Origin of the sequence: Gilvibacter sp., assembly GCF_965601605.1 — a bacterium.
Lineage (GTDB): Bacteria > Bacteroidota > Bacteroidia > Flavobacteriales > Flavobacteriaceae > Gilvibacter.
On record NZ_CBFCWJ010000041.1, the window covers coordinates 55,045 to 72,141 of the forward strand.

The 17,097-nt window shown below is 44.1% G+C and carries 20 protein-coding genes; 8 read left to right on the forward strand and 12 right to left on the reverse strand.

Annotation, left to right across the window (positions count from 1 at the left end; genetic code table 11):
- Positions 1-6: 6 nt before the first annotated feature.
- Positions 7-1,293, forward strand: a complete 1,287-nt coding sequence (locus ACSLP7_RS11935) for an exo-beta-N-acetylmuramidase NamZ family protein (RefSeq protein ID WP_435579506.1) — start codon at positions 7-9, stop codon at positions 1,291-1,293.
- Here ACSLP7_RS11935 and ACSLP7_RS11940 read toward each other — a convergent pair.
- Complete coding sequence (locus ACSLP7_RS11940) at positions 1,281-1,784, reverse strand: YkgJ family cysteine cluster protein (RefSeq protein WP_435579507.1); 504 nt, start codon at positions 1,782-1,784, stop codon at positions 1,281-1,283. The two genes, ACSLP7_RS11935 and ACSLP7_RS11940, sit on opposite strands and share 13 nt — an antisense overlap.
- An 11-nt stretch (positions 1,785-1,795) precedes the next feature.
- On the opposite strand from ACSLP7_RS11940, the gene ACSLP7_RS11945 reads away from it, so the two are divergent.
- Positions 1,796-2,509 carry a class I SAM-dependent methyltransferase gene (locus tag ACSLP7_RS11945; RefSeq protein ID WP_435579508.1) on the forward strand — a complete coding sequence of 238 codons (714 nt, stop codon included), beginning with the start codon at positions 1,796-1,798 and terminating at the stop codon, positions 2,507-2,509.
- Here the strand turns inward: ACSLP7_RS11945 and ACSLP7_RS11950 are convergent.
- Positions 2,496-2,999: a DUF2059 domain-containing protein gene (locus tag ACSLP7_RS11950; RefSeq protein ID WP_435579509.1), complete on the reverse strand. Its 504-nt coding sequence runs from the start codon at positions 2,997-2,999 to the stop codon at positions 2,496-2,498. The two genes, ACSLP7_RS11945 and ACSLP7_RS11950, sit on opposite strands and share 14 nt — an antisense overlap.
- A 185-nt stretch (positions 3,000-3,184) precedes the next feature.
- On the opposite strand from ACSLP7_RS11950, the gene ACSLP7_RS11955 reads away from it, so the two are divergent.
- Positions 3,185-3,973, forward strand: a complete 789-nt coding sequence (locus ACSLP7_RS11955) for a membrane metalloprotease (RefSeq protein ID WP_435579510.1) — start codon at positions 3,185-3,187, stop codon at positions 3,971-3,973.
- A gap of 6 nt (positions 3,974-3,979) precedes the next feature.
- Here ACSLP7_RS11955 and ACSLP7_RS11960 read toward each other — a convergent pair whose 3' ends face one another.
- The 3 genes from ACSLP7_RS11960 to ACSLP7_RS11970 all read right to left on the reverse strand — a co-directional run bounded on the left by ACSLP7_RS11960 (position 3,980) and on the right by ACSLP7_RS11970 (position 10,477).
- The gene (locus ACSLP7_RS11960; RefSeq protein ID WP_435579511.1) at positions 3,980-5,617 is read right to left on the reverse strand and encodes an amidohydrolase; all 1,638 of its coding nucleotides are present in this window, start codon (positions 5,615-5,617) and stop codon (positions 3,980-3,982) included.
- Positions 5,618-5,692: 75 nt separating this feature from the next.
- Positions 5,693-7,435, reverse strand: a complete 1,743-nt coding sequence (locus tag ACSLP7_RS11965) for a TonB-dependent receptor (protein WP_435579512.1) — start codon at positions 7,433-7,435, stop codon at positions 5,693-5,695.
- 21 nt (positions 7,436-7,456) lie between these two features.
- Positions 7,457-10,477, reverse strand: a complete 3,021-nt coding sequence (locus tag ACSLP7_RS11970) for a tetratricopeptide repeat protein (RefSeq protein WP_435579513.1) — start codon at positions 10,475-10,477, stop codon at positions 7,457-7,459.
- A 223-nt stretch (positions 10,478-10,700) separates the two neighbouring features.
- Here ACSLP7_RS11970 and ACSLP7_RS11975 point away from each other — a divergent pair, with 223 nt between their 5' ends.
- The 5 genes from ACSLP7_RS11975 (at position 10,701) to ACSLP7_RS11995 (ending at position 13,974) form a co-directional block, all read left to right on the forward strand.
- The gene (locus tag ACSLP7_RS11975) at positions 10,701-11,384 is read left to right on the forward strand and encodes a cell division ATP-binding protein FtsE (protein WP_272832641.1); all 684 of its coding nucleotides are present in this window, start codon (positions 10,701-10,703) and stop codon (positions 11,382-11,384) included.
- Between the two features lies 1 nt (position 11,385).
- Entirely contained in the window at positions 11,386-12,993 is a 1,608-nt protein-coding gene (locus tag ACSLP7_RS11980; protein ID WP_435579514.1) for a hypothetical protein, read from the forward strand.
- Between the two features lie 33 nt (positions 12,994-13,026).
- Positions 13,027-13,362, forward strand: a complete 336-nt coding sequence (locus ACSLP7_RS11985; protein ID WP_435579515.1) for a glycosyltransferase — start codon at positions 13,027-13,029, stop codon at positions 13,360-13,362.
- Positions 13,352-13,663 (forward strand): hypothetical protein, encoded by a 312-nt coding sequence (locus tag ACSLP7_RS11990; protein ID WP_435579516.1) that lies wholly within the window; start codon positions 13,352-13,354, stop codon positions 13,661-13,663. The genes ACSLP7_RS11985 and ACSLP7_RS11990 overlap by 11 nt, the downstream gene beginning before the upstream one ends.
- 65 nt (positions 13,664-13,728) lie before the next feature.
- Entirely contained in the window at positions 13,729-13,974 is a 246-nt protein-coding gene (locus ACSLP7_RS11995; RefSeq protein WP_435579517.1) for a hypothetical protein, read from the forward strand.
- A 21-nt stretch (positions 13,975-13,995) separates the two neighbouring features.
- Here ACSLP7_RS11995 and ACSLP7_RS12000 read toward each other — a convergent pair whose 3' ends face one another.
- From ACSLP7_RS12000 to ACSLP7_RS12030, 7 genes are all read right to left on the reverse strand, one after another.
- The gene (locus ACSLP7_RS12000) at positions 13,996-14,283 is read right to left on the reverse strand and encodes a hypothetical protein (RefSeq protein WP_435579518.1); all 288 of its coding nucleotides are present in this window, start codon (positions 14,281-14,283) and stop codon (positions 13,996-13,998) included.
- A 131-nt stretch (positions 14,284-14,414) separates the two neighbouring features.
- Complete coding sequence (locus ACSLP7_RS12005) at positions 14,415-14,588, reverse strand: hypothetical protein (RefSeq protein ID WP_435579519.1); 174 nt, start codon at positions 14,586-14,588, stop codon at positions 14,415-14,417.
- Entirely contained in the window at positions 14,581-15,138 is a 558-nt protein-coding gene (locus ACSLP7_RS12010; RefSeq protein ID WP_435579520.1) for a S8 family serine peptidase, read from the reverse strand. Before ACSLP7_RS12010 ends, ACSLP7_RS12005 begins: the two co-directional genes overlap by 8 nt.
- A gap of 71 nt (positions 15,139-15,209) precedes the next feature.
- Positions 15,210-15,476: a hypothetical protein gene (locus tag ACSLP7_RS12015; RefSeq protein ID WP_435579521.1), complete on the reverse strand. Its 267-nt coding sequence runs from the start codon at positions 15,474-15,476 to the stop codon at positions 15,210-15,212.
- 25 nt (positions 15,477-15,501) lie between these two features.
- Entirely contained in the window at positions 15,502-15,648 is a 147-nt protein-coding gene (locus ACSLP7_RS12020) for a hypothetical protein (protein ID WP_435579522.1), read from the reverse strand.
- Between the two features lies 1 nt (position 15,649).
- Entirely contained in the window at positions 15,650-16,135 is a 486-nt protein-coding gene (locus ACSLP7_RS12025) for a hypothetical protein (protein ID WP_435579523.1), read from the reverse strand.
- Positions 16,136-16,193: 58 nt separating this feature from the next.
- The gene (locus tag ACSLP7_RS12030; RefSeq protein ID WP_435579524.1) at positions 16,194-17,018 is read right to left on the reverse strand and encodes a 2OG-Fe(II) oxygenase; all 825 of its coding nucleotides are present in this window, start codon (positions 17,016-17,018) and stop codon (positions 16,194-16,196) included.
- Between the last annotated feature and the right edge of the window lie 79 nt (positions 17,019-17,097).

A 17,097-nucleotide genomic window follows, 5' to 3' on the forward strand; every position in this document is an offset into this window, starting at 1 on the left:
AGATCTATGACTGTTCTAAGTCTCAAAAATACGCTTTTATTCCTTCTGATTGTTATGTGCTCCTGCGGATCCAAATCGCAAGAATCTGAGGATTGCTGCCCGGAGGAAAACCCGAAGCCACAGATCACTCCAATTCCGGCAGCCAATAAAACCGAAGCCTATTTACCGCTACTTGAAGGCAAACGCGTGGCTGTAGTCGCCAATCAAACCAGCGGTATCAATGACGGTAAGATATATTTAATACGTGCTACTGATACAGTCACGGGTGACACCATATTTAACAAGAGAACTGAGCGGACCCATTTAGTGGACAGCTTACTAGCCAGAGGCGTTAATATTGTAAAGGTATTTGCTCCGGAGCACGGTTTTAGAGGCCGAGCAGATGCAGGAGAATCTGTTAAAGACGGAGTAGATACAAAAACAGGCTTAGCCTTGTTGTCCTTACACGGCAAACACAGAAAACCAATGCCAGAGCAATTGACGGATGTGGATATCATTGTTTTTGACATTCAAGATGTGGGCGTGCGTTTTTACACCTACATCTCTACCATGAGTTTGGTTATGGAAGCGGCGGCAGAAGCAGGCATTCCAATAATTGTTTTGGACCGACCCAATCCCAACGGACATTATATTGACGGCCCGACCATGCTTGCAGAACACACCAGTTTTTTGGGCATGCATACCGTTCCACTAGTATACGGTATGACCATAGGCGAATACGCTTTAATGGTTAATGGAGAAGGCTGGTTAAAAGACGGGGTCAAAGCAGATTTAACGGTTATTCAAAACACCTATTACAACCACCGTTCTAAATATGTACTACCCGTACGGCCCTCACCCAATTTGCCGAATGCCACGGCAGTTAATCTATATCCCAGTTTAGGCCTGTTAGAAGGCACCAACCTCAATGCAGGGCGTGGAACCGATTATCAGTTTCAACTTCTGGGATCGCCTTATTTACCTCAGGAAAAATACACCTATCAATATACGCCTCAACCCAATTTTGGATCCAAATACCCAAAACATCAAGATACAGACTGCAACGGTTTGTTCTTAGGGCAAGAGCCCTATTTAAGCATGGTGGATCTACAATGGATCGTACAAGCGTATCGCAATCACACCAAAAAAGACGAATTCTTCAATACAGCCAATTTCACTACTCACGCAGGTACGCCGCTATTGCAACAGCAAATTCAGCAGGGTTTAAGTGCTGAAGAAATTCGCGCGAGCTGGCAGCCTGAGATCGAGGCCTTTAAAAAGATCCGCGCTAAATACTTGCTTTACGAAGAGTAATTGGGCAGGCGCTTTTTCATTTCCTCCACGATGTTGTACGCTGCCGGGCAAATGGCCACATTCTTTAAAGTTAGATTGGAGATCTGCTGAAATTTTTTACGATCCGTATGTGGAAATTCTCTACAGGCCTTAGGACGATGGTCGTAAACGGAACAGTAATTATCAGCTCCTAAAAAAGGACAGGGAACCGATTGCAAAACATAGTCGTTGTCTTCATCGATCCGCAAATAGGTTTCAATAAATTGCTGCTGCTTCATTTTAAACAGCTTGGCTAAGCGATCAATGTCCTTATCGGTAAACAATGGGCCGGTGGTCTTGCAACAGTTGGCACACTCCAAACAATCGGTTCGCGTAAATTCATCGGCATGCAGCTCTTGCATTAAACTGTCCAACTGCTTGGGCGGACGCTTTTTGAGCTTGGCGAAGAACTTCTTGTTCGCTTTATGGTTAACTTTGGCTTTTTCTGCCAGCTGTTCGAGCTGCTTATTCATAGTTTCTGCGGATGCGTGTAACCGATCTCATGGGCCAGGCCATAAAAGACCACTTTGCGGGTAAAGATACAGAAGACCTCTGGAACGAGACCTCCATTAGTGAAAAGGATGTTTTGCCCTTAAAACATTTGTTCCGCGGCTTTGATGCTATGCCCTTAATTGAGCAAAAGGCCTTGGAGCTGGCTCGTGGTAAAATTTTGGACGTTGGCTGCGGAGCAGGCTCCCACAGTTTATACCTCCAAAAGCAAGGTCATGAAGTGACCGCGTTAGACAGAAGCGCAGACAATATTGAAGTGGCACAAGCCCGAGGGGTAAAACAAACACGCTGTGAATCCATCTACGATTTAGAGCACGAGAAGTTCGATACTTTATTATTGCTGATGAACGGCACCGGGCTCTTTGGACGTTTGGATCAGACTAAAAAAGCGTTGGAACATTTACGCTCCTTATTAGCGGCCAACGGGCAAATCCTTGTAGACTCTAGTGACTTGCAGTATATGTATGATTACGACGAGGCTGGAGTGCTGATGGTGCCTGAATATTTAAAATACTACGGAGAGCTGGAGTGCGTATTGCATTATAAAGACCAACAATCAGAACCTTACTACTGGTTATATCTTGACCCCGAAACCTTTGGGATCTTAGCCCAATTAGCGGGTTTGCATTTTGAACTGATTGAAGAGGGAGAAAACTTCGACTATCTCGCTCGGCTTACTGCTGTTTAGGGGTAAAACCCATTCCCTTTAACTCATCTAAAGTGGCGAGATATAAATCTCGACTCCAGGATTCAGAGGCTGCAGAAATATTCTGGATCAGACTTTGTTGCACCGCAACCAGTTTTTGCCCAGTGGCAGAATTTATAAAAGTACTTTGATTGGCCTGCTGCGCCTCAGGCGAACTGCTGTAGTGTGTATAGAGGTTTTGAATGTCGGTCTCTTCAAAATAGCTGCGGTAAACCGAAGCCAACATATTCAATATGCCGTCAACCTGATCTTCTTTTTGGGCTTCCAGTTTTGACCAATGGGATTCTGGAACTCCCTGCCCGTCAAATTGGGTCTTGATCAAGTTGATCATTTGATCGTAGGCACCCTCATATTGAGTTTGGGTTCCATTGATCTTTAAGTAATTCACGGTCTGCTCTTGGACCGAATCGGTCTGGGCGAGACTCGAAAAACAAAAACTACAAACCAGCGTTATAAAAAGTACAGCTCTCATAAGATTAAAAAAATGCTTTAATTTTGTACAAAATACACATTCACGCTATGAAATGAGCACCAACACATTTAATTGCTAGAATAACTTCAGCTTTAATTAAATTTTTGGTGCGAAAGCAAAGCGGTCGATCGATGCAAATATCTTTTATTTGATTCATCGACTGCACAAAGAAAAATATTAAATCGATGAAAATATTACGATACCTACCTTATTTATTCCTTTTGTCCTTTATGGTCCTTTCATCCTGTAAAAGTGACGATTCCTCGGGAGGCGATGATACGGAAGAACCGAACCCGAATGCAGGAAACTTATTAAGTGTAGGTGATTCTGCTGCGGACCTCTTAGGAGCAGCTAACTTTGATGCGGTAAATATTGAGTTGGTATTTGTAGAAAATTTCAATCCTCGTGCGGAAACCGTAGAAAACCTTCGCATTTTTATTGAAGAACGCCTTAACAAACCTGGAGGTGTTAATATCATTGAACGTTCTATAGAACCCATTGGCATGCAGCCTTTCAGTACTGCGGAGATCGCGGAAATTGAGGATCAGGTAAGAACGGTGTACAATCAAGGAACCACGCTTGGTGTATTTATTTTCTTTACGGATGGTGCTAACATCAACGATACCCAGTTCAGCAAAACTTTAGGAACTGCTTACCGCAATACTTCCCTAGTGATCTATGAAGAGACCATCCGTGAATTCAGTGATGAAGCCGGTGAACCAGGACGCGTTGCTTTGGAAAGCACTACACTCAATCACGAGTTCGCGCATTTATTGGGCTTGGTGAATCTCGGCACGCCTTTGACCTCAGACCACGAAGATCCCATCAATACTCGCCACTGTGTGGTGGAGGACTGTTTGATGTTCTTCCAAACAGAGATCCAAGGAGGTGTATTTAAAATGAAGAGTTTAGATGCCATTACGCCTCTAGACCCGTTGTGTATCGCGGACCTTCAAGCGAACGGCGGACTGTAGTCGTCACTATTTTTTCTCGTAAACCAATTCCCCGTTAATGTAGGTGCGTACAGCCTCAACCTTTGGGATTTCTGCATCATCAATAGTCATGATGTCTGCGGATAGCACCGTGAAATCGGCAAGTTTGCCAACTTCAATACTGCCCTTTTCTTCTTCCTCAAAATTGGAATAAGCGGCCCAAATGGTCATTCCTTTTAGTGCCTCTTCCCTGCTGAGTTTTTGCTCGGGCAAGAAACCGCCGTCCGGATATCCATCGGTGTCTTGACGGGCAACAGCAGCGTAGAAGGTCAACATAGGGTTGACTTGTTCTACTGGAAAATCAGTTCCTAAAGCGACCAATCCAGCCTTATCCAACAAGGTCTTGAAGGAATAAGCCCCTTGAATGCGGTCTGGCCCTACCCGCTCTTCTGCCCAGTACATATCACTGGTTGCGTGGGTAGGTTGCACTGATGGAATGATATTTTTAGAGAAATAATCAAAGTCAGCAACACTCACTATCTGAGCGTGCTCTACCTTCCAACGAGCATCAGTTTGATCTTTTAGGACGTTCGAGTAAGCACGCAAAACAGCAATATTCGCCGAGTCGCCAATAGCGTGCGTATTCATTTGGTAGCCTGCGTCGTGAATTCGCTTAGCCAAAGCCATAAGTTCTTCTTCTGTGGTTATCATGGCTCCATAATGATCGTGCTGATCGCTGTAAGGCGCGCGCAGAGCGGCACCACGAGAACCTAAAGCACCATCACCATAAACCTTGATGGAACGCACATTAAGACGATCCGTCTTTACTATTCCATTGTTCAAATAGTGGTCTAAATTCTCTGGAGCATTGGAAACCATGGCATAGAGACGCAATTTCATCGTACCCGCTTGTTGCAGCGAGTCGATCATTTCAATAACAAATCGATCCAAACCAGCGTCATTGACCGTAGTAAGTCCGTAAGACAAACAAAAATCTTCTGCATCTTTCAAAGACTTGATATAAAAAGCCGTATCCTTTTCTGGTCTTACCGCATCTACCAAACGCATGGGCGCATCAACAAGAATTCCGCTAGGCGCTCCGTTTCTAAGGATCACTTCTCCCCCAGACATTTTAGTGTCTGCAGTAATACCGGCCAATTCCAAGGCTTTAGAATTCACCCAAAGGGCGTGACCGTCAATACGTCTCAAAGCAACGGGAACATCCGGAAAAACATCGTCCAAAAGCTCCTTGGTTGGAAACTCTTTGACTTCCCAATCGTTTTGATCCCAGCCACGTCCGCTTAGAAAAATAGGTTGATTTTCTTTCTGAAAGGCTTTAACACGAGCAATAACATCGGTGGCACTGGTTGTACCCACCAAATCTACTTCTTGCATCCCCACCCCTAAATTAAGCAGGTGTGCATGTGCATCAATAAGCCCAGGTACTATGGTCTTCCCTTCTGCGTTGTATACGTTTTCACTTTCGAATTCAGCAGTGATATCAAAATCGGCCCCTACGCCAAGAATGACTCCACCCTCACCTACAGCAAAAGCATTGGCCGTCCGGAATTGCTCATCTACGGTATAGATATTGGCGTTAGTAACAATAAGCTCCGCAGAGATCTTTTCAGGTTCGGTCTTACAAGAGATCAGACTACAAACAAGCAATAGGGATAGAATTCGCATGGTTAGATATTTTGTATAAAAATACAACAATACCCGCGTATCTGTCAATGCCTTTAACGGATCAAATCCGCAGTACTACCAATTGAATTTATAGGTAGCCCCTGCAAGAACTTGCAATCCCTGAACCGGGAAGTTGTACCATTTCTGATAGTTGGTTCCCACCAAATTGTTACCGCGCAAAAAGATAGAAACGCGCTCATTGATGCGGTAAGTTCCGTAAAGATTGGCATCAAAGTAATTGTCCAAAGTGACCACTACTGGGAGCGTGTTGGTAAAAGTATCTGAGAATACGTCTTGACGTTCCCCAACAAAGAAGAGACTCGCTCCGGCAAACAACTTTTCGCTAAACTGTATGTCCACGGATGTATTTGCCGTGAATTCCGGTAAGTTCCATGGATTGCTCCCTGTGAGCTCTCCCGTGTAGCCGAAGTAATTTCCGCTTACTCCGAAAGTGGCTTTCTCCGTCAAAGCAATCTTAAGCTCTCCAAAGAAATTGAGCGTTTCTACATTGTCATAAACGACTTGGAAGGAGTTGCCAAACTCATAACCCTCAAAACCGGCACTTGCTCCTTTGTACGGGTTAGACAAAAACAAAGGCTTGTTGTTTTCATTGCTGTATCCACCGCGGAGGTTGTAACTCACATTACCCGCAAATTTACCCTTGATCCCTAAATAGGCATCGTAGAGTTGATCTGTAGGCGCGATCATCAAGGTCGGAGAAACGAAAGGATTGGTCTCTTTAAAATCATAGTAGGAATTCTGATTGAGATCTCCTTCTACTCCGCCGTAGGCAATCACGGTATCATCCAAAAGTCTATAAGATGCTCGAACACGCGGATACACAAAAATGTCCGTATCGCTGTTTTCAATGTCCTGGCCCATATAAACGGCAGCTCCTAAAAACAAGGTCAAATCGTCATTGAGAATCTCAAGGGCAGGACTTACCCCCAAATTCAAGAATCCGTAGTCAATAGGTTGGTCGTCAAAATAACCGCGTTCAAAACTTCCAGAAACAAAGTCCAAATCCAGATCAACCAAAAAGCGGTAGTCTGTGATCGGCAATTCTATCTGTGGCGTTAAAATGGCTCTAATTTCGTTGGACCCAAACTTATCAGACAAAAATCCTATGGTTCCACGGCCTGACTTGAAATAAGAATCCTCCAAGGTCAAACCTCCGCTCAAAAAAGCGCTGAAATAAGTCTGAGTAGGATCTATTCCGTTGACTACATCATCTGGAAAAGAAAGGTCTTGATTGATCCCATACCAGTTAAAAAGCTGATGGGTAACATCTAAATTAATATCATAACCAAGATCTCTTTGAAAAGAGGTATAAGACAGTGCGAGGTCCGTATCGAGAAAACTAGCATCTAAAGGAATATCGTCAATATCTCCTTGGGCCGAATTGTGTTGCAAAAAAAGCCCGAAGTTATCTGTTCTACTCAGCTGCCAGCTGGAATAGAATTCTGCCAAAGCCGTGGTATAACTCCCCAACCCTAGGGTAGCGTAATTGTCATACAAAGCCGCACGCTCCGCCTTTTCAACGCCTACAGCAGTTCCTTTTGCCGGTGTAAAGGTAGAAGCAACAGGAACCGAATAGATCCCGTAGGTCACGTCTTGTTTTTGACTCGTAATGGAGTCGTTGATCTCTGGAGTCTGTTTTATTTTAAAAGCGTCAGAAAGACTCGGACTGTAAGGACGAACCACGTTGACCACCTCGGTATCGAGGGTTTGTTCCTCATCGTCATCTTGCCCATGGGCAGAGTAGGTCCCTAGTATAAGTATAGCACTGAGCGCAATCAGTCTGTTAAAAAAGTTCATTTGAAATAGATTGATGATGAATTAATTGGTGCCTCCTGTTTCTACAGAAGCGTTGGTTTTGGCCTGAGCCGCTTTTATGGTCGCAAGTTCTGCTTCTGCTTCGCTGACTACTTCTGGATAATCGGCAAAATTACTGATCACACTTTCCAGAATATAAGTGGCCTGATAAGCGTCATCCAGCGCAAAGAAATTCTTGGCCATAATCACCAAGCCTTTGGCACCAAATTCTTTGTAGCCGGAATAATCCTTGGCCAGAATTTGCACTGTTTCATTGGAGGCAGCGTACTCCCCGTCTGCATTTTGGAAGTAAGCTTTATAGTAAAGTGACTCAGCCTTAAGCGATCCTGAAGCAATTTTATTGACCTCATTATAGGCGGATTTGGCCTTCTCCATATCTCCCGTTTGCCAAGCAGAACGCGCAATGATGATCTGCGCATCACTTTTCACTTTAGTGTCGATCTTTGGATTGTCCAATACCTTGTCTGCATAGGTCACTGCCTGCTCATAACGATCCAATTCATAACTGGATTTCATAATGTTAGACTGCGCAAAGATGATGTTCTCCGGGAAGTCAGCCACTTGTTCCAACTGCTCCAAAAGTCCAATGGCTTGGGCATAATCTTCAGACTCCAAATACACCTGAGACAGTCTTGAAAGCGCCTGCTCGGTATACTCGCTACGGGGCTGTTCTACCACATAGGTATAATGCGGAATGGTCTCGGCATATTCTTGCTCTCCGTAGTACAATTGTCCCAAATAGAAATTGGCCTGCAAAGCATGGCGTCCGTTTGGGAAGTCTTCCACATAGGTTTTGAATCGGGTGATGGCTTGGCGCTTGTTATTAGCCAAGAAAGATTGCTCTGCAGCTTTGTAGGTAGCGTCGTCCAATTCAGAATCGGCAACCTCAACAAAGTCTAAAGAAGAAACCCATGAGCCGTATTCATCCACACGACCCTGATCGATATAGATCAACTTGGCAGAGGAAACAGCTTGCAAAGCCTCTGGCGTTCCTGGGTAATCAGCCACTACGGCTCTAAAAATAGTTAAGGCTTCATCAGATTCATTGTTATTATCCAACAGCAAGGCCTTTTTCAAAAGCGCTCGTGGCACATAGCTACTTTGCGGCACATCTTGCACCAACTGATCGTAGGTTCGCATAGCCTCTGGAATATTGTCAATACTCACGTAGGTATTGCCCAGTTCGTAAAGCGCGTCATCCTTATATGCGGAACGCGGATACTTGCTGGCAAAGTTCTTTAAGCCTTCTATTTTCTGCGGATTGCGATCTACAAAACCGTAGGAAATCGCCTTTTGAAATTCTGCATAGTCCGTGGACGGCACTCCGCCTTCAATGGCCATATTGTAATGCTCCATAGCCGGCCAGTATTTACTGGTCACAAAATAACTGTCTCCCAAACGCAGGAGCGCATCGTTTTTAAGGTCCAGATCGGCTGTTGAAGCTGAGAAGCTTTTAAAATCTTCAATGGCGCTGTCGTATTCCTTCAACTTAAAATGCACATAGCCTTTGTGGTATTTGAAATCACGCCATTCTGGGGTTGCAGCGCTTCCTGTCAATTGACTAAATTGTCTGTAGCCTACCAAGGCATCCGCATAGTTGCTGAGTTCATAATCACACTGCGCCTTCCAATAGGTGGCTCTGGCCGTAAAGGCCGCATCCAGTTTTTGCGTTAACGAACGATCCAAATAGCCTTCTGCTTCTGCGTATTCGTTGTCCAAGATGAGCTCAATCCCACGGTAAAAAGCTACTTTCTGAAAAGCCGCTTTTGAAGCCGGATCCTTTTCGCGCTCCAAGAGATTCAAAGCCTCTTCATAATTCTTAGAGGTGATATAGGAATCAATGAGCAGGGTTTGTAATTCTGCATTGACCTCAGAATCTGGATAGGTATCCATATAGCTAGCCAGTACCTGCGGCACGCTGGTATACGGATTCCCGATCTCATAACTGAGCTTAGCATAGTTAAGCCAAGCATCTTGCTGGATCTCTGCAGAAAAGTCCATCTCTGAAGCATTCTTAAAGGCATTGAGGGCCTCTTGCTTTTTATCTAACTTGAGGTAAGATTCGGCCAAGTGATAAAAGGCATTCTGTGCAACGGAATTACGGCCATCCACAATTTTATTGAACTCTGCGATGGCTTCTGCGTATTGGCCTTGCTTGTAGTAGGCATATCCCAACTGATAGTAATCGGTATTGTTCCATTTGCCTCTGCGGCCTTTGAATTCTTGCAGGTATGGAATGGCTTCAGCGTATTTCTCTTGATTGAAATAACTCTCGCCAATGATTTTTGCCAACTCTGAACGCTCTTTAGGTGCTGCGGAATCGTATTGTTCTTTCCCAAGGTCAATCGCCTTTTGAAAGTTTCCGAGCTTAAAATTCATGTCTGCCTGATAGTACGATAGCTCTTCGTTGTAAGCAGGGTTGTCCCCGACTTGATCAAAATAATCGTTGGCCTCCTCATAGGAATCGTTCTCATAAGCGATGAATCCGAGGTAATACTTTGCTTGAGAACCGTAGTTCTTAGAATCCGCCACCCGATTCAGATAAGTCTTGGCCTCATCCCAGTTCTTGCTTTTAAAGTATGCATAACCGTTGTTAAAATAAAAGCGTTCCAGGTCCGATCGGTTCAGACGGGTATCGTCTACCTTGTCGTACCATTTTCTGGCATAGGAATACTTGCCGTTCTCAAAATAATACTCCGCCACATCGATATAGGCAGAATTTCTGCGGACGCTGGTGGGATAATCCGCCACAAAGGCTTCCATCATCGCATCCGCGCCTTGTTGATTGAGGCGTACGGCGCAATTGGCAGCATAATAAGCGCATTCACTTTTAAGGCCGTCGTCTTCAGCTTCACGACCAATGCGTTGAAACAATGGCTGTGCGGCTAAATACTGACCATTATTGTAAAGGGCAACTGCTTTTTTAAAGGTGACGTCGTCACTGGTGTAGACTGCAGATTGTTGGGCAAAACTACCCACACTCAGCATAAGAAATAGGTAAAATACGGTGAGGTATCTCTTCATGATTTTGGGTTAAAACGCCAATAAAGATAGCGTGATACTTATCCTAATAACGCGCTGATTCCAGCTAAATTATTCAGGGGTTATAAACATTCTCGCAATTCATGCGTTGTTTATTAACAAACGTCCTGTTGGTTACTTTGTTACAAAAAAACTCAGCAGCCGTTTAAAGACCTTAGCACAAAAACAGTATTTTCGTATCAACGCCTAAAATCCCGATCGTTTCATGTCAGAAGCCGTAGTAAAACTTTCTAAAGCCTCCATTTTTCAGAATCAAAATTTGATCTTGAAAGATGTAGATCTTTCCGTAAACAAAGGAGAATTCGTATACCTTATTGGAAAGACAGGCTCTGGAAAAAGTAGTTTTATGAAAACGCTTTATGGAGACCTTCCTTTAAAGCAAGGCGAAGGATTTGTAGCCGATTACGACCTGAGTACACTTAAAGAAAAAGATATTCCGTTTTTACGCAGAAAGTTGGGGGTGGTCTTTCAGGATTTCAAGCTGCTTAACGACAGAACGGTCAAAGAGAATTTGATGTTTGTGCTCAAGGCTACCGGTTGGAAGGAAAAACCTAAAATGGACCAACGCATTGAGGCCGTGCTCTCCAAAGTAGGCATGGAAACCAAGGCATTCAAATATCCTTATGAACTCTCCGGAGGAGAACAACAGCGTATTGCCATCGCACGCGCCCTGCTTAACGAACCCGAGATCATTCTAGCCGACGAGCCCACTGGAAATTTAGATCCGCAGACCTCCGTAGAAGTTATGGAAGTGCTGCAAGAGATCAACAAGAACGGGAATACCATTTTAATGGCTACGCATGATTACGCCTTGATCTTAAAATACCCGTCCAAAACCTTAAAGTGTGACGAGCAGCAGATCTTTGAGGTGGTTCAAAAGACCGTCTAATATGGCTCAAACTACGCAGCTGCAATCTGACTTTTGGTTTAAAAACACATTCAAGATCCTTTTTTGGTGCTGCCTTATTGGCTATTTGCTTTTCTACACACCCTACGGATTGGAAAACGGCGATATGGGTTCCATTTTTGGGATCTCATGGTCCATGTATAACGGCTACTTTCCGCATCTGGATTTCTATTATATCAAACCGGCACTGCCACCCTACTTTCATTCCTTATTACTTTATTTGACTGAGGATCACGCCTATTTACTCAACCGCGGATTTTATTTTGTGCAGGTCTTTAGCTTTTCGTTCTTGGCGGTCAAACTGGTCTCCAAACTCTGGCTTAATCTCAGCAGTGAAGAGCGTTATTTTCTCTCCGCACTTGCTGCGGTGGTCACCATCCACAACTATCCACCAATGCCTTGGAACACTATTGATGGAGTGTTTTTTGGAGTGATTGGACTGTATATTTTATTGAGTTATCAGCGCTGGTATCAAATTGCGCTTGCCGCATTTTTTATTGCCTTAAGCGTGCTGAGCAAGCAATCCTTTTACTTCTTCCCTGTGATGATCGCGGGCTATTTGGCTTTGCAGAAAGATTTTAAAAAACTCTTAATTCTCATAGGATTTGGTTTGTTTTTCGCTGGATGTTTTGCAGGCTTACTTTTGAGTCAAGGCGCTTGGGATGCTTTTTACGCCCAGACCTTTAGTTTTACCAGTGGAAGCTCTCTTTACAAAGCAGGTTTTAAAAGTTACGCCTTGGCCTTTAAAAGCCAGGCGCTTTGGTTGATTCCTCTTGGCGGAATTCTTTATTTCTTCAGAAAGCGGATTCCGGTTCAGGCCAGCTATGTGGTGCTGAATTTAGCCATTGTTGGGTATTTGATCTACCTCTTCTTCAACCCAGATTCTTACCACTCCGTTAAGGCTTGGTTGTATCAAGTTTGGTTTTTACTAGCGGTGCTCTTTGGGCTTTTGATGTGGCGTAAAGACAAAGGTTTTAGTCTGCTGCTGCTCTTGCTCGGATTGAGTTGGTGCGCTTCCATTAGTAATGGATTCAAAACTCCGGTGCACTTCGCCGTTCCTATGGTTATTGCTACTTATGTGTTGCTGATCAAACTCCCTAAAGTGGAACTCTCCAAAGGTTCTGCTGCAGCAGTTTTGCTGGCCTTTGTGGTTTGCTTTTCCATAGGTTATCAAACGGTGTACAACGATTCCGATCGCAGCGAACTCACCTACTCTATGGGAGACGTGTTCCCGAGGTTAGCTGGAATAAAAAGTGATGCTGAAACCCATCAGCAGTACCAAGAACTCAAAACCCTCAGCCAGCAATACGATAATTTCACCGTGGTGCCGAGTATGACCTTAGCGCATTATGTGACGGACACTAAAAACCCAATTGGCGTAGACTGGGTCTTTGACCACCACTTGGCGGGAGAAATTGAAAAACACTATCAAATATTGGTAGATAAAAAGGTGACCGTGTTTTTAGAACCCTTTGAAGATCACCCCAACAATTATGAGGAATCCGCACGTCTTTCTGTGTTGATCAAAGAGCGTTGGACCTTGGTAGATCAGACGCCATACTTTAGGGTCTATCAACCGCCCAATCTTTAGTTTTATGCTATATTGCAGACCTAAGTATTGTTCATGGCAGACCCTGTAAAACTTTCCCTAGTCATTCCCTTATACAATGAGGAGGATAATGTGGCTCCGCTTACCGCGCAGGTAGCTGAAGCGCTTAAAGGGTTTAGCTACGAGCTCATTTATATAGACGATTGTTCTACGGACAATACCCGTGCGGAGATCTTAAAATTAGCCGACGAGAGCGTTCATCTCATCGAACTCAAAAAGAATTACGGCCAATCTATGGCCTTGGCCGCAGGAATTGATTACGCCAGCGGTGATTTCATTGTGACCTTGGATGGCGACATGCAGAACGATCCCTGCGGACATTCCAGCAATGTTATACAAAATGGAAGCTGAGGATTGGGACATGATCACGGGCTTTCGAAAGAATCGCAAGGATTCCTTTTTAAAGAAGATCCCTTCTAAAATTGCCAATTTTATCATTCGCAAAGCCACCAAATTCAATGTAAAGGATCAAGGTTGTGCTTTGAAAATATTTAGAGCGGAGACCGCCAAAGAGCTCAACCTCTATGGGGAAATGCATCGCTTTATCAGTTTGCTCACCTATTTAAATGGCGCCAGAATTGCCCAAGTTGCCGTGAATCACAGGACCGCGTCAATACGGAAAGTCCAAATACGGCTTAGGACGGACAGTTAAAGTAGTTAATGACTTGATATTGATCTTGTTCCAGCGCAACTATTTGCAAAAGCCCATGTACCTTTTTGGGAACCTCGGACTATTATTCTTTGGACCTTGGGGTACTCATCAACGGATACTTGCTCTATGAAAAGCTGATCGGTAATGAGATCGGCGACCGTCCTTTGGTCTTTGTGGGTGTATTATTTGTGCTGATGGGAATTCAGTTTTACACCTCTGGAATTATTATTGATCTGCAAATGCGCACCTACTTTGAGTCTCAAAAGCAAAAGCCTTTTAAGATCCGCAAGATCCACAAGCCGCAAGGGTAAACTAGTTTTAAGTGTTTTATATTAAGGCGATTCGCCCTTGGGTAGAATGACCTCTCGATTCTCCGGTTGTTTCTCCGGACAACTTATTTCCAGCTCAGGATCCATAATCAATAAAATTCCTCCGGATGCATTTGGACTCAGCTCCACTCCAGGCTGCAATTCAATACCTTCTTTTGCTTCGATCTTTAGGGTACTGCTTTCCCGGAAGACCTGATTGCGCAAAATCGTATTTCTCGCCACAGAACGAAACTCAAAATCCCAACGATCAAACACCTGATTCTCAATTACGGCCTCTTCTTCAGGAGTCATTAAGTGATGGGTCAAGATCACTGCACGGCCCCGTATTCAATGAGCCCGATCCGTAGTAACCTTTAAACCGTTTATTCGCCTCCAAGCTATCAATATTGGTTGATGTGGCTTTCAAGATCGATTCCACCTCCTCAAAAACTCAAGCAGAGATTCAAGGAAAGCATCAAGCCAATCGTCCCAGATACTAAAGGTGTTGCCCCAGAGGTAGTCTCAGAAATACTGTAGCTGATGGTATCTTTTAGGATGAATTTTGAATAGCTGAATAGGCCCACACTGGGAGCTAAAATATCCACTTCCTTATTCAAAATTAGCGGTAGACACTGGCCAAACGAAAGGCTCTGCATCTAAATCATTATTGGGATAACCCATGGTTCGCCCCACAATATTCTTGACATTGGCAGAATAGAAATTGTCTTTGACGTCAATCAAAATATTGTCCGCAGGATCATCATAACGGTGCATCACCGCACTAACAGAGATCACCTTGTCATAAGAGGCCGGGTAATAAGGCTTTTGTCCTTTGGTTACTTTCCAATCCTTATTGTGGGCCGCTGCAACCATGATGCTTCCGTTGTTGTAGATCTCATAAATGGCTTGCTGAGCCGTCTCGTAATAAATATGAGAACCCCAACTGCAATTGATCACATGAGCGCCCGCATAAGAGAGTTCCACCAACTGTTCTAAAGTTTTAAAATAACCGTAACTGGTCCCGTAAATACTGCAGTCGTAACAAATGCCAGGGATTCCATAACCGTTATTTCCTTGGGCGGCGGCATTGGCAGAAATACTGTAGCCGTGCCCGTTAGAAAACGCTTGAGGAACGCAATTGTCTGCTCTTACCTTTAAAATCAACATTGGTAGTATCCAAGCGGCCATCGGAAATTCCGATGATAATATCTCTTGAGCCAGTGGTATAATACCAGGCCTTAGGTGCATCCAGAAAATCTAAAATAATCTAGAGTAAATCCTTCTGTAGTGGTAGTTCCCAAGGGATTCGTACTTCCGTAATCGTTGGGATAAAATACTTTGGCATCTTCCGGTTTGAGGTTTTCATAGAATTCGAAAATACTCCGGAAAACTCTTCCACTAATTGCTGCGCCAGATCTTCTTGAGTACTGATCAACAAATAGGTCCGCATCAATACCGGATTCTTGGAATACAAGAATGCATTGCGCAAAAATAGTATTGGGCACCGCATCGAGCTTGGCATTTAAGGATTCAGAACCTGTGGCTGCTGGAGCGGTTTGCTTCTTTATCTTCTAATGCAGGGAGGTCTGGCTTCATGCGTAAATAGGCCCAAGAAGCTTCCTGCCCTGAAACGGGCAAAGCGCTTAAAACCAATAGTAAGAGTAGGATCTTGCGCATCTTAGTCCTCTTTGGTCATCAAAGCTTCTAGTCGTGCCAGACGCGCTTCCAACTCGGTGATCTTTTTGTCTTTTTCAATGAGGTGTAAGGTCAACTCCTCTACCTTTTGCAATAAAAGGGTGTTCATTTCTCCGAGATCAATGCCTTGACTAAGCGCTTCTAGTTCCGAAGGAATCCCTTGTAAATGCCCGTGTTTTTTAATGTAGGCTTCCATTTCAGTCAAACTGGGAAGCTCATAATCCGAAGCAAAGACAAAATCTGCCCATCCTTCCAGATCCACTTTTACAGATTTGGCGTGAATACGGCCGTTGACCTCTAAGGCATCCTCAGGACTCGCCTTGCCAATTCCCACATTACCATCCGAAGTAATGATCAGTGAATTGGACACGGTTTTTGAAGAAGCAGGACTTAGATATAGAGATTCCTGAGCATAGCTCATAGCTCCCAAAAAGATTAAGGCTAGAGTAAAAAGTTTTGTCAATCGCATAATGAACAATTTTCTTGCTCACTAAAGATACAAAAGTTGTGCCGCGCCAAAGACAACGCTATTTAGACTGATCTTTTTTATAAACATGCGGATTCTCTCTAACGCCTTTTTTAAAGACCTTGCGCAAGGCCATTCGCGCTTTTGCGTCCATTTGAAGCACCAAATCTCTAAGTTTTTGATCGGGTCGCCCTCTAAAAGAGGTCACGTGAAAACGATCTTCAGGCGTAAGGGCAGCATCTGAAAAGTAATAGTTGGAAACACACTGTCTTGTACCGGCGTGTTTTACTGGACTCACACTGTGCCACGATTTTTGGTGCGTAGCCATCACAGCCAATCTATTGAATCTACTGTGCAAGGTGATTTGCGGCTTTTTGACCCCTTCCGGCCACAATTCTAAATGACCGCCATAAGCGTCTTGCCAATCTGGAGTCACATAAAACAATAAGTTCAACACCCGCCATTTGTCTCGATCCTTGTCGTGTGAATTGTCTAAATGCGGATTGAGGAAATTGTCTTGCGCCATGGCAGAAATACCTCCCGCATACAGATGTTCATCGGGTTGTAGATCACCAATTCCTGTGATCTCATGCACCAAATTCACCACGCGCTCGTCTTGAAAGGCATAAATGGCCTCTTCTAAAATCGGGTCGTACTCATCCATCTGAGCCGCAACATGCTTATACTCCCGGATGCTCTTTTTGAGCTTCATGTCCTTATTGTCTGGAAAAGCCTTGTGGATCTGTAGCGCCAAGTCTTCTGGCAAAAGATCATCAACGACAAAATTACCAATAGCGGCACTGCTGTTTTGATACTGCTCCTTTGCGTCAGCCAGGACTTCACGGAGGCGTTTTACAATCAGATCAGCTATTTGGGTTCGATTCATTCGTTGAATTTTTGACACCAGAAAAGTAAAACAAAAATCGCTTTTAGGACATATCGTAGCTAAAAATGTATTTTTACTG